This window comes from Oceanimonas baumannii (genome assembly GCF_002245495.1).
Classification (GTDB): Bacteria; Pseudomonadota; Gammaproteobacteria; order Enterobacterales; family Aeromonadaceae; genus Oceanimonas; species Oceanimonas baumannii.
Map to the genome: position 1 here is coordinate 106,218 of NZ_NQJF01000007.1, position 15,447 is coordinate 121,664.

Genomic DNA, 15,447 nt, shown 5'->3' on the forward strand with positions numbered 1-15,447 from the left:
TGGTTACTCCATGCCTCAGGAGAGGCTGTTTACAAAGTCGTCAAAGGTAAATTCCCTGACCGGATTAATACTGCCGTCGAGCTCGCGCACGACAATGGCGGGCATTTGCACACCGTTGAACCAGTTTTTCTTTACCATGGTGTAGCCGGCAGCGTCGATAAAGGATAGACGATCCCCGACCTGCAGCGGGCGCTCGAACCTGAATTCGCCGAAAATGTCGCCGGCCAGACAGGACTTGCCGCATACCATGTATTCGTGGTCACCGTTATTGGGGGCCATTTTGGCCGTTTCCCGGTAGATCAGCAGATCGAGCATATGGGCTTCGATGGAGCTGTCGACGATGGCCAGCTGTTTGCCGTTAAACAAGGTATCGAGCACGGTCACTTCCAGCGAGGTGCTCATGGTAATGGAGGCTTCGCCGGGCTCCAGGTATACCTGTACGCCATAGTGCTCGGAGAAGGCTTTGAGCCGGGTGCAGAAGCGGTCCACCGGATAGTCGTCACCGGTAAAGTGAATACCACCGCCCAGGCTCACCCAGGTAATCTGCGGCTGGCTCAGCAGGCTGCCAAACTTGTCTTCAATCTCGCCCAGCATACGGTCAAACAGTTCGAAGTCGCTGTTTTCGCAGTTGTTATGGATCATGAAGCCGGAGATCTTGTCCATCACCCGCAACACCTTATCAGCGTCCCACTCGCCCAGGCGGCTGAAGGGCCGGGACGGATCGGCGATGATGAACTCGGAGCTGGATACGCCCGGGTTCAGGCGCAGGCCGCGCACATGATGCGCGGAGTCGGCTTCGTAGCGCTCGAGCTGGCCGATGGTGTTGAAAATAATTTTGTCGGAGTGGGCCAGCACTTCTGCAATTTCGCCGTCGGCATAAGCCACGCTGTAGGCATGGGTTTCACCGCCGAACTTCTGCTTGCCGAGCTTCACTTCGTTGAGGGAGGAAGAGGTGGTGCCGTCCATGTACTGGCTCATCAGGTCGAACACCGACCAGGTGGCAAAGCATTTCAGGGCCAGCAGCGCCTTGGCGCCGGAGTGCTCGCGTACGTAGGCGATTTTCTCCATATTGCGCAGCAGTTTGGCTTTGTCGATGAGATAGTAAGGCGTCTTGATCACTCGGGTTATACCTCCAGGCTGTGAACACCACCCGCATCCGGGAATTTTAAAGCGCGTGATTATAGAGGAAAGGTGGTCATGCTTCGAGCAAAAAGTGCGTAATTGCTGCTGCTGATAGTGCAAAAAAAGGCCGGCGCTCAGGCCGGCCTTGCGAAGAAAGGGGATGGCCGCCCTTGAGCGGCTTAATATATTGTTGTTGTTCGAATGCTGAGGTTACTTGGGCAGCACCAGAATGGCGCGGAAGTCATTGACGTTGGTGCGGGTCGGGCCGGTTTCCACCAGCGTACCCAGCTGGGAGAAGAAACCGTAGCTGTCATTGTTGGCCAGGTAGTCTTCAGCCTTGAGACCGGCGTCTTCCGCCTGAGCGAACAGCTCAGGGCTAATCATGGCGCCGGCGTTATCTTCTACACCGTCGATGCCGTCGGTGTCGGCCGCCAGGGCATACACGCCGGCCTGTCCCTTAAGCTCGTTAAACAGGCTAAGCATAAATTCACTGTTACGACCGCCACGACCATTGCCCTTGATGGTCACGGTGGTTTCACCGCCAGACAGGATCACACAGGGGGCCTGAACGGGCTGGCCGCACTTGAGGATCTGTTTGGCGATGGCGGCGTGGACCTTGGCGACCTCGCGGGATTCCCCCTCGATGCAGTCACCCAGCACCAGCGGTGCCAGCCCTTTGGAGCGGGCCAGGTGGGCGGCGGCGTCCAGGGCATCCTGGGGAGTGGCGATCATGTGGAACTCGGCCTTGCTCAGACGCTCATCACCGGGCTTGACGGTTTCGGACTCGGGGCTTTCCAGCCAGGCGCGCACATGGGCACCGATCTCGATGCCGTAACTGTCGAGGATGGACAGGGCCTGAGCGGACGTGGTCGGATCCGCCACGGTCGGGCCGGAGGCGATCACGGTGGGCTCGTCGCCGGGTACGTCGGAGATGCCGAGGGCGATCAGACGAGCCGGGTAGGCGGCGGCAGCCAAACGGCCGCCCTTGATGCCGGACAGGTGCTTGCGTACGCAGTTCATTTCATCGATGGCGGCACCGGACTTCAGCAGCGCCTTGTTGATGGCTTGCTTATCGGACAGGGTCAGACCCGGAGCCGGCAGACTCAGCAGGGAAGAGCCGCCACCGGACAGCAGGCAGATCACCAGATCGTCTTCGCCCAGGCCAGAAACCAGTTCCAGAATGCGACGGCCCACTCGCTCACCGGCATCGTCCGGCACCGGGTGGGCCGCTTCGATGATTTCGATGCGCTCGCAGGGGGCGCCGTGATCGTAGCGGGTGACCACCACACCGGACAGCTCACCTTCCCAGATGGCATCCAGCTCGGCGGCCATGGAAGCGGCGGCCTTGCCGGCACCGATGACAACGGCTTTTTGACGAGTATCCTGCGGCAGGTATTCGGCCAGGTTACCCTTGGGCAGGGCGGCGGCCACGGCGCTGTCGAATAACTGCTGTAACAACTCCTTGGGTTGGATATCCATTGCAAATACTCCTGAAAAAACGGCTGTTGTAGTGCTGTTGTTGCGTCAATAACGGGGTGGGGCAGAACGAGCGGTGACCAGTGTCTAACACAAAGCCCCCTGAGTGAAAGTCAGCTTGTCGCCACCGCCTGCCCCGAGGTGTACCGGAAAGCGGAGGAAGCCTCACACCGCTTTCCGGTTCAGGACTTATTCGCCCCGAATGTTGTGGTTGGCCAGGTGCTCCAGGGCTTTCACCATGCCGGAGTGATCCCAGCCGGCACCGCCCAGGGCACTACAGGTGTTGAACAGTTCCTGAGCACTGGCGGTATTGGGCAGGGCAACACCCAGCTCGCGGGCACCGCTCAGGGCCAGATTCAGGTCCTTCTGGTGCAGGGCGATACGGAAGCCCGGGTTGAAGGTGCCTTTCACCATGCGCTCGCCGTGTACTTCCAGGATCTTGGAAGAGGCGAAACCACCCATCAGGGCTTCACGTACCTTGGCCGGATCGGCACCCGCTTTGGAAGCGAATACCAGGGCTTCGGAAACGGCTTCAATGTTCAGCGCAACAATGATCTGGTTAGCCACTTTGGTGGTCTGGCCGTCACCGTTACCACCAACCAGGGTGATGTTCTGACCCATGATGTCGAACAGCGGCTTGATCTTGTCGAACACCGCCTGTTCACCGCCTACCATGATGGTCAGGGTGGCGTTGATGGCACCGACTTCACCGCCGGATACCGGCGCGTCCAGGAAGTCGGCACCGGTTTCGTTGACGCGTTTGGCAATCACTTTGGTGGCGATGGGGGAGATGGAAGACATGTCTACCACGACCTTGCCGGCAGACAGGCCTTCGGCTACACCGTTGTCACCGAACAGTACTTCCTCAACCTGAGGAGTATCGGGCACCATGGTGATGATGACTTCGGCGGCTTCGGCAACGGCCTTGGGGCTGGCCAGGGCGATACCGTTGTCACCCAGCAGATCGGCCGGGGCCTTGTTGTAGTGCTCGGAGAAATACAGGGTGTGACCGGCTTTTTGCAGGTTCTGAGCCATGGGCTTGCCCATGATGCCGGTACCAATGAAACCAATTTTCATGTTCGTCATCCTTTTGTCTTGAGACGCCGGTGACCCGGCGTCGAGAGAAACCGAAGTAAGTAAAAAATCTCAGACCACACCGTGGGTCTTCAGCCAGCCCAAACCGGCTTCGGTGGTGGTGGCCGGCTTGTACTCGGCACCGATCCAGCCGTCGTAACCTGCCTTGTCCAGGAAGGCGAAGATATTGTGGTAGTTCAGTTCGCCGGTGCCCGGCTCGTGACGACCCGGGTTATCGGCCAGCTGAATGTGGTTGATGATGCTCAGGTTTTTCTCCATGGTCGGGATGATGTCCCCTTCCATGATCTGCATGTGGTAGATGTCATACTGGAAAGCCAGGTTATCGGATCCCACCTTCTCGATGATCTCCAGCGCCTGCTTGGTGTTGTTCAGGAAGAAACCGGGAATATCACGGGTGTTGATCGCTTCAGCGATCAGCTTGATACCGGCTTCTTTCAGTTTCTCGGCAGCGTACTTCAGGTTGGCCACGAAGGTTGCTTCCGCTTCTTCGTAGGCTACACCGGCAGGCTGAATACCGGCCAGACAGTTCACCTGGGTGTTGCCCAGTACCTTGGCGTAGGCGATGGCCTGGTCGACACCAGCCTTGAACTCTTCAACCCGATCCGGGTGACAGGCGATACCGCGCTCGCCACCATTCCAGTTACCGGCGGGAAGGTTGAACAGCACCTGGGTCAGGCCGTTGGCATCCAGTCTGGCCTTGATTTCTTCAGCGGAGAAATCATAGGGAAACAGGTATTCAACACCCTTGAAACCGGCCTTGGCGGCGGCGTCGAAACGATCCAGGAAGTCGACTTCGGTAAACAGCATCGACAGATTGGCAGCTAATTTCGGCATTGCGATGTCCTTTATTCAGTTGGGGGCAACATCAGTATGGGGCCTGCTTGCCCCATACACTATCAGTCCAGCAGAGAGATGGCGGTGGGGGCATCTTCACCCTTTTCGGCCAGCTCTTCGAACTCGTTGACGGCGTCAATTTCCACACCCATGGAGATGTTGGTCACGCGCTCCAGAATCACTTCAACCACAACCGGCACGGAGTGCTCGGCCATCAGTTTCTTGGCTTCTTCAAAGGCAGGTGCGATGTCTTCCGGCTTGAATACGCGGATGGCCTTACAACCCAGGCCTTCAACCACGGCTTTGTGGTCTACACCGTACTCGCCCAGTTCCGGCGCGTTGATGTTCTCGAAGGACAGCTGTACGCAGTAGTCCATGTCGAAGCCACGCTGTGACTGACGGATCAGACCCAGGTAGGAGTTGTTCACCAGTACGTGGATGTAGGGCAGTTTGAACTGAGCACCTACCGCCAGTTCTTCGATCATGAACTGGAAGTCGTAGTCACCGGACAGGGCAACCACGTTGCGACCTGGATCGGCGGCACATACGCCCAGGGCGGCCGGAATGGTCCAGCCCAGAGGGCCGGCCTGACCACAGTTGATCCAGTTACGCTCTTTATACACGTGCAGGAACTGAGCGGCAGCGATCTGGGACAGACCGATGGTGGACACATAGGTGGTGTCGCGGCCGAAGGCCTTGTTCATTTCTTCGTATACCCGCTGCGGCTTGACCGGGGTGTTGTCGAAGTGAGTTTTGCGCTGCAGGGTACGCTTGCGTTCCTGACACTCGGCAACCCAGGCGCTGCGGTCTTTCAGTTTACCGGCCGCTTTCCACTCTTTGGCTACTTCAACGAACAGTTCCAGCGCGGCTTTGGCGTCGGACACGATGCCCAGATCCGGACCGAATACGCGGCCGATCTGAGTCGGCTCGATGTCAACGTGAACGAACTTGCGCCCCTTGGTGTAAACCTCTACCGAACCGGTGTGACGGTTGGCCCAGCGGTTACCTACACCCAGTACGAAGTCGGAAGCCAGCAGGTTGGCGTTACCGTAGCGGTGAGAGGTCTGCAGACCACACATGCCGGCCATCAGGCCGTGGTCGTCCGGAATGGTGCCCCAGCCCATCAGAGTCGGAATTACCGGTACGTTCAGCACCTCGGCGAACTCGGTCAGCAGGGCAGCAGCGTCGGCGTTGATTACACCACCACCGGACACCAGCAACGGCTTGTCGGCGCTGTTCAGCATGGTCAGGGCTTTTTCAACCTGAATACGGGTCGCGGCCGGCTTGTAGGGAGTCATCGGCTGGTAGGTTTCGGGATCGAATTCGATCTCGGCCATTTGCACGTCGAACGGCAGGTCGATCAGCACGGGACCGGGACGGCCGGAGCGCATGATGTGGAACGCCTGCTGGAATACGCCGGGAACCTGACCCGGTTCCAGCACGGTGGTGGCCCACTTGGCAACCGGCTTGGCGATAGACTCGATGTCTACGGCCTGGAAGTCTTCCTTGTGCATACGAGCACGAGGCGCCTGGCCGGTGATGCACAGGATCGGAATGGAGTCGGCAGAAGCAGAGTACAGACCGGTGATCATATCGGTGCCGGCAGGGCCGGAAGTACCGATACATACACCGATGTTACCCGGGTTGGCACGGGTGTAGCCTTCGGCCATGTGAGACGCGCCCTCAACGTGGCGGGCCAGCACGTGGCTGATGGAGCCGAGACCCTTCAGTGCGGCATAGAAGGGGTTGATGGCAGCGCCGGGAACGCCAAAGGCTTTGGTGACACCTTCCAGCTCCAGGATTTTAGCGGCCGCTTCGATTGCTTTCATTTTAGCCATGATGTGTATCCATTCATCAGAGGTGCTCTCGGCACCGTATTGTTGTATGTCATAAATTTGGTAGTACACAGACAGGCTTGGTGAGGGACCTTAACATCTGCGCAACCCATACCCTGATGATACGAAAAAAAATGTGACGATCAACAAATTTTGGAAATGATTTTTATAATGTGGAAATGGGGGTTGGTTGGGGGGCTTGGTGAGGCATCATTAAATTATTATCAAGTGTCTGTTTATAAAGATTAAATTTATTTTTATAAGCCGCGGTTGGCTGATGCTGTCAGTGTTTCCTTTGGTTTTGGAAACAGATTTCCATCGTTGAAGGACAGACAGCCGAAGAGGATTAAAAGTGGCATCCTCTACCCTGCATGCCATGGTAAATATTAGTACATGTTAACGTCTTAATTGTGTACATGTGGTGTCGGTGGTGTTTATGCGCATATTGCGTTGCAGCGTAATGGTCGCCAGCAGGTGTCACAGGCCTCCGTATCTAGTGAAGAGCGTGGTGTCATGATGTTGATATAATGTATTGTGCGCTGCACAAAAAAGATCTTGAAAATTATTTTGTGCGGTGCAATATTGACGGTGCGCGCCAAATCCGGTCAGAGGTCAAGGGGGTTGCTGGCGTGCCGGGCCACAGAAGCCCTCACTCATTCATCAGGAGACGCCAACTATGTCATGGTTTGATTTTGCAAAACTGCAGAAAGCGCAACAGGATAATCTTGCTCTGATTCAGGAGCTCAGCACCAGCCTGCTGACTAATGCGGAAAAGCTGGGCCAGCTGCAGCTGAAAGCCATTACCGAATTCAGTGCTGCACAGTTTGACTACGCCGGCAAGCTGCTGGCCGTACGCGATGCCAAAAGCCTGGCCGAACTGAACCATGCCGTGCTCAGCCCCTGCGCTGTGCTGGAGCGCCAGCTTGAAGTTAACCGCGAAGTGTTTGGTTTGCTGACCACCGCCCAGCAGCAACTGGGCAACTATGGTGAGACACAGTGGGCTGCGGGCAGCAAGCAGGTAGACGAGTGGGTTGAGCAGTTTGCCGCCCATGCCCCGGCCGGTTCCGAAAGCACAGTATCCGCCATCAAGCAGGCTGTCAGTCAGGCCAATGAGGCCCGTGAAGGGGCTCAGAAAGCTGCCAAAGATGCCGCCGAAATTGCTGATAAAGTGATTAAGCAGGCTGCCGAGCAGTCAGAAAAAGCCGCTCGCCAGGTTGCCGAAGCCACTGAAAAAGGCATCAGTGCTGTGACTGCAGCCGCTGCCAATAACACGGCTGCCAAGAGCACCAACAGCCGTGGCGCCGCCGCCAAGGCAAACTAAGACGTATTCCAATAAACAGAGCTGTTATCTCGTTTGGGCGGCAGGGTTACCCTGCCGTCTTTTTGTGTTTGTGGGCCACCGGTCTGCATCTGGTATGATGCGTGCGTTTCTAGTCACGAATAACAGGACAACCAATGCAAATCGCAAACGACAACGTGGTGCAGTTCAATTACACCCTGAAAGATGAGCAGGGTGAAGTGATGGACACCAATCAGGGCAAGGCTCCGCTGGCCTACCTGCACGGCCACGACAACATGCTGGAAGGGCTGGAAAAGGCGTTGCACGGCAAGAGTGAAGGTGACAGCTTCAGTGTAACCCTGGCACCGGCCGATGCTTACGGCGAGCGAGATGAAAGTCTGACTCAGCGGGTTTCCATCCGTCACCTGCAGGGTGCCAAGCGCTGGGAGCCGGGCATGGTGGCCATGGTGCACACCGAAAATGGTCCGCGCCAGGTGGTGGTGGTCAAGGTGGGGCGTTTTATGGCCGATGTGGATCTCAACCACCTGCTGGCTGGCCGCACCCTGACGTTCGATATCGACGTTGTTGCGGTTCGTGCTGCCACCGCCGAAGAGCTGGAACACGGTCATGCCCATGGTGAAGGTGGCCATCAGCACTGATTAAGCATGCCATGCGAAGCAGCGGCTACGGCAATCCCCACCGTTGCTTCGATAAACGGCTGTGTTGGCTGTGGTTGTAAATGTTCGTCACTCCGGTACTGAATCAAGTTCAGTATGACGGACCCGGAGTCCTGGGCGAGTTGCACCTTTGTCTGCAGAATGGATTCCGGCTCAAGTCCGGAATGACAGCCTGGAGAAATACCAGGGCGGCGGGGAATTATTCCTCGCCGTCTTTTTTATTTTTGTCGTTCTGCTCCGGGCTGCCGCCCAGGCCGCCGAACAGGCCGAACATGTTCTGGGTATTGAGGTAAAGCTGACGGGACTGCTCCACATACTGACGCATCATATCCTGCATCATGGGCACCTGGCCCTGCATAAAATCGCTCCATGCCTTGGTGGACTGCATGCCGGCCTGGGTCTGTACTTCAATCATGGACTGAATACTTTCATCCAGGTAGCTGCCCAGCACCCCCTGAAAGGGGCCGTAGAAACGAATGATGTTCTTCAGCATGTCGCTGGAAAAAATGGGATCGCCGTCACTTTCCGCTTCCTGAATAATTTGCAGCAAGATGCTGCGGGTAATGTCTTCACCGGTCTTGGCATCCACCACCTGAAAGGGCTCTTCTTCCTGTACCAGACGGCGAATGTCGGCCAGGGTCACATGGCTGCTGGTGTGGCTGTCATACAGGCGACGGTTGGGGTATTTCTTGATGGTGCGAATACTGTCCTGAGATTTTGACATGCGACACGGGCCCTGAAAAAAGAATAACGGCCAGTGTATCCCAATCGGGCAGACCGCTCAATTTGGCCCGCGGGGCAGCCGCACCCGGGCTTCCAGTCCGCCCTCCGGGACGTTGTGCAGGCGTACTTCGGCCCGGTGCAGGCCTGCGGCCCGGCGTACGATGGCCAGCCCCAGACCTGCACCGTCGCCCTGTTGCGGATTGCCCCGGAAAAAGCGCTCCCACAGCCGGGGTAAGTGCTCGGGAGCAATACCGGGGCCGTTGTCACGAATGCGGACCAGATAGTGCTCATGCTCGGCAGTCAGGCTGATATTGATGGTGCCCTCTGGCGGGGTATAACGAATGGCGTTGTCGATCAGGTTGCCAAACAGCAGGCCGAGCAAGACCGGCTGACCCTCGAAAGGGGCTTCCAGATCGGCATTGAGACTCAGGTTCTGGCCTTTTTCCAGTGCCAGTGGTGCCAGTCCGGCAACGGTGTCGCGCAGCAGGCGCCCCAGTTGCAGGGGGGTGCGCTCAATGTCTTGCTGGTTATCCAGCCGGGCCTGGGTGAGCAACTGCTGGATCAGGCGGTCACTGCGGGTCAGCGCCAGCAGCGCCTTGTGTAGTGACTGTTCGCGATGGCCGGTATCGGTGGCATGGAGAGCGTTTTCCACATGAATACGCAGTACTGCCAGCGGCGTTTTCAGCTCATGGGCGGCCTCGTTGGTGAATTGTTGTTCCCGCTCCAGGGCGTCGCCCAGGGCCTGCATCAGCCGGTTCAGTTCCTGTGTCAGCGGTGTCAGCTCATCCACCTCCAAGCCAGGTAACGGGCTCAGGTTGGCTGGATGACGACGACCGATATCCTGTGTCAGCAGGCGCAGTGGACGCAAGCCGTGGCGTACCAGCCACCACAGCAACAGCAACAGCAAGGGCAGGGCTACCAATGGTGGCAGCAGGCCGCGCAGTGCCAGCTTACTGGCCAGCTCGCCGCGTACATCATCGCGTTCAGCCACCACCAGCCAGCGGGAGGTTCGTGAGTCCTGCAGGGTAAAGGTACGCCAGTCGTGATCCTCGACCCGGCCGACGGCAAAGCCGGGTTGCAGTGGCACCAGCCGATTGAGCGGGGCTTCCGGTGAGCGCAGCAGCAGCCGGCCATTGTCGTCAAACAGCTGAAAATAAAGTTTGCTTTCGTACTCGTGACCGAGCGGTGTGGCCTCATCATCTGCGGTGTCAGAGTGATCGGCGGGTAAATTAACATGCCAGTCCGGATACACGGCGTCACCGGCCGGCAGCGTTTTGTCCTGCTGCAGATAGTCTCCCAGCAGCCGCTGGGTAATGCGGGCGGACTGGGCCAGACGGGCGTCAAACAGTTCTTCCAGCTCGTGGCTGGCGTCGAGGTAGCCGACCAGCGTGCCGGCGGCAAGCACGGTACTGACCACCAGCAGTACCCCGGCGAGCAGAAAGCGGCGGATGGAGCGCATCAGTTGCTGGCTCGTTCAACGATATAGCCGACACCGCGAATATTACGGATAAGTGCCGAGTCTATTTTTTTGCGCAAATGGTGAATGTGCACCTCTACCGCATTGCTGGCGGCACCCGGCTCCCAGCCATACAGGCGCTGCTCCAGCTGTTCCTTGCTGAACACTCTGCCGGCACCGAGCACCAGTTCCTGTAACAGCTTGTACTCGTGGGGAGTAAGTCTGACCGGCTCTCCCCGCCAGTGGGCTTCCCGGGCGTCGGGGAACAGTTCCAGCTCACCGTGGCGAACCACGGTATGGGCCAGGCCCTGGCTGCGCCGGGTAAGGGCCCGCAGCCGGGCGTTCAGCTCCTGTAATGCAAACGGTTTGACCAGATAGTCGTCGGCACCGCCGTCCAGCCCGCGCACCCGGTCGTCGAGAGCATCGCGGGCGGTCAGGATAAGCACCGGCAGGTGATGACCGGCCCGGCGCAGCCGTTTCAGTAACTGCTGGCCGTCGATATCGGGCAGGTTCAGATCCAGTACCAGGGCGGCGAATTCCTCGCTGCGCAATGCCTCCAGGGCCGGCAGGCCGGTGGTCAGCCAGTCTACCGTGTAACCTGCGGTGCGCAGGGCATCCACCAGACCGTCACCCAGCATCAGATCGTCTTCCACCAGCAGTATGCGCATGTCTCCGGCCTCTTTGTTCGGTGATCACCCTAAGTTAAAGCTTGCCGAGCCGTGCTTCAATCTCTTTGCGCCGGCCCGCATCTGCCAGTTCGCGACCCGGGCGGGGCGGTGCCTGCAGTGCCTTTTCCAGGTAGCGGCGGGCCTCGGCCTTGTGGCCCTGATCGAGCATAAAGTCACCGTAGAAGAAATTGGGATCCATGCCATCGGGGTTGATGGTCAGCGCCTGGCGCAGCAACTCGCCGGCCTTGTCGTCGTCGCCAAAGCCCACCGGCCAGCCCGGTACCTGGTAGTAAAGCGAGCCCAGGCTGGTATAGGCGGAGCCGTCGAGGGCGCGGTCGTCCATGGTCAACGCTTTTTCCAGCCGGCGGCGGGCATCCTTGACCAGCTTGAGTGCTCCCAACCCTCCCTTGGCCCCTGCCCAGGTACTTTTGACGATGGCCGACCAGATCAGCAGATCGGTGCGGGTGGGATTGGCTCCACTTGCCAGATCCGCCTTGATGCTGAGGGAGTTCAGGCATGCTTCACGTTCGGCATCGGCCATCCGGTACTGGCATTCGGCCCACTGGTGCTGAATGGGCTCCAGCCGATCGTCGGCGTGAGCGAGGGGTACGGTGAGCAGGGTAATCAACAGCATGGCTTTATTCATGACGGCATCTCCTTGTCATGGGAATGCCCGGCAAAACGGGCGATGGTGGCGTGCTGACGGGCCAGAGCGTGGTCCAGCAAACCGGGGAACAGGGCATTAAGACGAACCAGCAGGCATTCGGGCCAGCCCAGCCAGCGGCGCTTTTGCCGGCGTTGCAGGGCGATGAGTGCCTGCCCGGCGACCCATTCCGGGCTGTCGGTATGGTTGCCGAGGGCGGCGTTCAGTTCTACGGTGGCCGGGCTGTTGAACTCGGTGCGGGTAGCCCGGGGAGCGAAATAAAGTACCTTCAGGCCGCTGCCGGCCAGCTCCCGGCCCAGGGCTTCGCTGAAGCCCCGCAGACCGGCTTTGCCGGCGCAGTACACGCTGTAGCCCGGGTAGCCGATGGCACCAAAGGCCGAGCCCATGTTCATGATCAGTCCCGGCCGGCGCAGTAATGGCAGTAGCTCACGAGTGAGCAGTACCGGCACCGTCAGATTAAGCATCAGCTGCTCGGACACGGCGGCCGGTGTCTGGTCGCTCAGCCAGGCGAAGCTGCTGGTACCGGCATTGTTAATCAGCACATCCAGGCCGCCCAGTTGCTGCACCTGTTGCACCAGCGCCCGACGATCATCCGGGCTGAGCAGATCCGCCACCAGTACCCGATGGCGCTCGATGTGCGGCAAACCGGACAGCAGCCGGTCGAGCCGGTGGCGATCCCGGCCCTGCAGCAGCAAGCGGGTACCGGCCAATGCCAGCCGGTGCGCCAGGGCCGAGCCGATACCACCGCTGGCACCGGTGAGCAGCACGGTTTTGTTATTCAGCTCCATTATGGCCCTCCAGGCCGCGCAGCATGTCGCCGTAGAGGCGATACACCACCCTGGCCGCGTGCAGAATGGCATTCTGATCTGTCGGCTCGGTGACCTTGTCCATCAGCCCCGCAAAAAAGCGCAGGTGTTCCTGATCCAAAGCGCCGTGGGAGCTCAGGTAGCTCATGGCCTGTTCAGGCAGCTGTAATCCCTGCTGCAGTTGCTCGGCCACGGTCAGGGCGATGGCCACGCTGGTACCTTCCAGCACCTGCACCATGCCAAACAGCGCCATGGGATTGTGACGGTCAATCTGGTGGTAAAGAAAGGCCACCATCAGCTCGATATTCCGGCATGGCCGGCCATGGCGTACCGCCTCGGCATCACCGTCACAGGCGCGAATGTCGTTCAGAATCCACTCCTGATGGCCGTACTCCTCGTCGATGTATTCGGCCAGGGCGCCGCGTACCCATTCATGGCTGTCGGGCAGGCGGGCACCGGCGGCCATCAGCAGCGGCACGGTATGGCGAACATGGTGATAGGCCTGGGTGAGAAAGGCGATGTACTGATCCAGAGAAATGTCGCCGCGCTGACAGGCGGCAATGATGGGGGCACTCAGCAAATACTCCCGCTCGGTGGCGGTGTTCTGTTGCAGGCGTTGGTAAAAGCTCATGGGTGTACTCCGGTAAGGTGTTGGATTTGGTCGGCATAGGCCCGGCGAATAGCATCGCGACGGGGCCGGCCGTTGGCGGTGAGCAGACCGGCCTCGGCCAGGCCGGGGCTGGGCACCAGCCAGTGATGAATACGAGCGTAATCGGGCAGCTGGGCATTGAGGGCGGCGATTTGTTCGGGCAGGGCGCTTTCCTGGCCCGGCAGCGGCTGCACCAATGCCAGGTTGGCGGGCAGGCCGTCGCCGATAATCACCAGACGGGCGATGGCCGGGCACCCCTGGGCTTCAGCTTCCACCCACTCGGGGGAGAAGTTGCGGCCAAAAGCGGTGATCTGCACGTTTTTGCGGCGCCCGGTGATATACAGAAAACCGTCGGCATCAAGCCGGCCCAGATCGCCGGTAGCGATCTCCGCCGGTGCTGCCGGCTCGCCCAGGTAGCCGAGCATGGCACCGCCGCGCACATGAATTTCCCCATTTTCGTCAATGCGCACGGAAAGGTGATCGAGCGGCCGGCCCACGCTGCCGGGGCGATGGTATTCGGGGCTGTTCAGTGCCACCACGGATCCGCATTCCGACAGGCCGTAGCCTTCCACGGCCGGAATGCCTGCCGCCCGGGCCTGGCGCAGCAGCCCCGGAGCCACCCGGCCGCCGCCCACTGCCACCAGCCGCAGCGAGTTGGCCAGGGTGGGTCGGCGCAGGCATAAGCCGGTGAGCAGGCGCAGCAACTCGGGCACCAGCACCAGGCTGTGGGGCTGACAGTGGGTCAGGGCGGTGGCGAGCCGGCTTGCGTCGAGTTGGCTGGAGCCGGTAAAGCCCACTTCTTCCAGACCTGGCAGGGTGGCGGTGGCCCCCAGCCACAATGGCAGGTACAGCCCGGCCAGGTTTTCCAGCAGGGTACTCAGTGGCAGCAGGGTCAAGTGGTGCTCCACCCGGGTGCCGGCCAGCCGTTCGGCCAGGGCGTGCACCGTGGTGAGTTCCTGCTTCAGGCTCAGGCACACCCCCTTGGGCTGGCCGGTGGTGCCCGAGGTATAGGTGATCTTGGCAGTGCCGGCAGGAAGGGGCACTGGCGAGTCAACCTGACGGCGCCAGCCGCTGAGACCGGGGGCCAGCGCCAGTGGCTGCCAGCCATCGGCCGGCGGGCCTATCAGGGTGTCGGCACCGCTGCTGTCGAGCAGCCACTGGCGTTGTTCGGCGCTGAAAAAGCCGGGCACCGGCACCACCACCAGGCCGGCATGGGCACAGGCCAGATCACACAGGGCCCAGTCGATACCGTTGTCCAGTTGCAACGCCAGCCTGCGGGTGCCGGCACGCACCAAAGTGTTGGCCAGAGCGCGGATGCGCGGCAGCAGCTCCCGGTAGCAAACCCTGGTAGTGGCATCCTGCAGGGCGATGGCATTCCCCTGTTGCTGTGCGTGTTGATCCAGACGGTTCCAGAGACTGGTCATAGGCGCACCTCCCGGGCATGGGGGAACAGGGCCGGGCCAGGTGTGAGCAGCGACAGCAGCAGGCTGTTGCCGGCCAGAATGCGGTGGCCTTCGGCCAGCTCACCGGCCATGACGCGTGGCTGGTGCTGGTAATAACGTCCCCAGTGTGCGGCATCACCCCCCACCCGGCTCGGATCCGCCGTCGCCAGCTCGAGGGGGGACAGGTGCAGCCGGTGAAAGCTGTTGAGCAGGGGCTGAGTTGCGGTGAACACTACCCATTGCTGCCCTTGCCGGTACAGCTGCCGGCACACAGCGGCAAACATCAGCCGGCCATTGCCCGGGGCGCTGGTGGCCAGATTACCGATTTCCACCAGGCCGGCGCGGGGGACAGAGATGCCTCGCTGGCGGGCCAGTATCTGTTCCGCCGGCTGATCCAGGTACTGCTCCAGGTAGAGCGGAGCAGGCCCGGCCAGTTGCAGCCCGCAGGCAGCCACCAGCTCGCCGTCGGCCCGGTACAGACCAGCGAGCAGCGGCAGAAAATGGGGAATACGGGCATCAAAGGCGCGTTGGTAGGCAGCCTGAATAAAGTCCTGCAGCCGTCGTTGTTCCTGGGCACCGGTGGCGGGCCGCAGCTGATAGGGAGGGTGAAGAATCTTGTTCATCATGATCTCCGTTGGACATGATGAGCAAGCCTAAAGGGCGAAACTTAAGGCTGGCTTAAGAGGACAGAGATTGTTGTTGAGGGACCTTATCTGTACCG

The 15,447-nt window shown here is 59.9% G+C and carries 15 protein-coding genes; 2 read left to right on the forward strand and 13 right to left on the reverse strand.

What is annotated here, in order from left to right:
* Nucleotides 1-15: 15 nt before the first annotated feature.
* The 5 genes from B6S09_RS09555 to gcl form a co-directional block, all read right to left on the reverse strand.
* Nucleotides 16-1,119 (reverse strand): carboxynorspermidine decarboxylase, encoded by a 1,104-nt coding sequence (locus B6S09_RS09555; RefSeq protein WP_094278272.1) that lies wholly within the window; start codon nt 1,117-1,119, stop codon nt 16-18.
* Between the two features lie 213 nt (nt 1,120-1,332).
* Nucleotides 1,333-2,601, reverse strand: a complete 1,269-nt coding sequence (locus B6S09_RS09560; protein ID WP_094278273.1) for a glycerate kinase type-2 family protein — start codon at nt 2,599-2,601, stop codon at nt 1,333-1,335.
* A gap of 186 nt (nt 2,602-2,787) precedes the next feature.
* Nucleotides 2,788-3,684, reverse strand: a complete 897-nt coding sequence (gene glxR, locus B6S09_RS09565; protein WP_134113982.1) for a 2-hydroxy-3-oxopropionate reductase — start codon at nt 3,682-3,684, stop codon at nt 2,788-2,790.
* Nucleotides 3,685-3,744: 60 nt separating this feature from the next.
* Entirely contained in the window at nt 3,745-4,527 is a 783-nt protein-coding gene (hyi, locus tag B6S09_RS09570; RefSeq protein WP_094278275.1) for a hydroxypyruvate isomerase, read from the reverse strand.
* 62 nt (nt 4,528-4,589) lie between these two features.
* A complete protein-coding gene (gene gcl / locus B6S09_RS09575; protein ID WP_094278276.1) occupies nt 4,590-6,365 on the reverse strand; it encodes a glyoxylate carboligase in 1,776 nt (591 codons plus the stop codon).
* A gap of 673 nt (nt 6,366-7,038) precedes the next feature.
* Here gcl and B6S09_RS09580 point away from each other — a divergent pair.
* Nucleotides 7,039-7,683, forward strand: coding sequence for a phasin family protein (locus B6S09_RS09580; RefSeq protein ID WP_094278277.1), 645 nt, complete (start codon nt 7,039-7,041; stop codon nt 7,681-7,683).
* Between the two features lie 134 nt (nt 7,684-7,817).
* A complete protein-coding gene (locus B6S09_RS09585) occupies nt 7,818-8,300 on the forward strand; it encodes an FKBP-type peptidyl-prolyl cis-trans isomerase (RefSeq protein ID WP_094278278.1) in 483 nt (160 codons plus the stop codon).
* Between the two features lie 217 nt (nt 8,301-8,517).
* Here the strand turns inward: B6S09_RS09585 and phaR are convergent, their stop codons facing one another.
* The 8 genes from phaR to B6S09_RS09625 are packed head-to-tail and all read right to left on the reverse strand — an operon-like array spanning nt 8,518 to nt 15,349.
* Nucleotides 8,518-9,042, reverse strand: coding sequence for a polyhydroxyalkanoate synthesis repressor PhaR (phaR, locus tag B6S09_RS09590; protein WP_094278279.1), 525 nt, complete (start codon nt 9,040-9,042; stop codon nt 8,518-8,520).
* A 57-nt stretch (nt 9,043-9,099) separates the two neighbouring features.
* Nucleotides 9,100-10,500: an ATP-binding protein gene (locus tag B6S09_RS09595; protein ID WP_094278280.1), complete on the reverse strand. Its 1,401-nt coding sequence runs from the start codon at nt 10,498-10,500 to the stop codon at nt 9,100-9,102.
* A complete protein-coding gene (locus B6S09_RS09600) occupies nt 10,500-11,165 on the reverse strand; it encodes a response regulator (RefSeq protein WP_094278281.1) in 666 nt (221 codons plus the stop codon). The genes B6S09_RS09595 and B6S09_RS09600 overlap by 1 nt, the downstream gene beginning before the upstream one ends.
* Nucleotides 11,166-11,199: 34 nt before the next feature.
* Nucleotides 11,200-11,811, reverse strand: coding sequence for a tetratricopeptide repeat protein (locus B6S09_RS09605; protein WP_094278282.1), 612 nt, complete (start codon nt 11,809-11,811; stop codon nt 11,200-11,202).
* Nucleotides 11,808-12,617, reverse strand: coding sequence for an SDR family oxidoreductase (locus B6S09_RS09610; RefSeq protein ID WP_094278283.1), 810 nt, complete (start codon nt 12,615-12,617; stop codon nt 11,808-11,810). Before B6S09_RS09610 ends, B6S09_RS09605 begins: the two co-directional genes overlap by 4 nt.
* The gene (locus B6S09_RS09615) at nt 12,604-13,266 is read right to left on the reverse strand and encodes an iron-containing redox enzyme family protein (protein ID WP_094278284.1); all 663 of its coding nucleotides are present in this window, start codon (nt 13,264-13,266) and stop codon (nt 12,604-12,606) included. Before B6S09_RS09615 ends, B6S09_RS09610 begins: the two co-directional genes overlap by 14 nt.
* Nucleotides 13,263-14,708, reverse strand: coding sequence for an AMP-binding protein (locus B6S09_RS09620; protein ID WP_094278285.1), 1,446 nt, complete (start codon nt 14,706-14,708; stop codon nt 13,263-13,265). The genes B6S09_RS09615 and B6S09_RS09620 overlap by 4 nt, the downstream gene beginning before the upstream one ends.
* A complete protein-coding gene (locus B6S09_RS09625) occupies nt 14,705-15,349 on the reverse strand; it encodes a thermostable hemolysin (RefSeq protein WP_094278286.1) in 645 nt (214 codons plus the stop codon). The genes B6S09_RS09620 and B6S09_RS09625 overlap by 4 nt, the downstream gene beginning before the upstream one ends.
* Between the last annotated feature and the right edge of the window lie 98 nt (nt 15,350-15,447).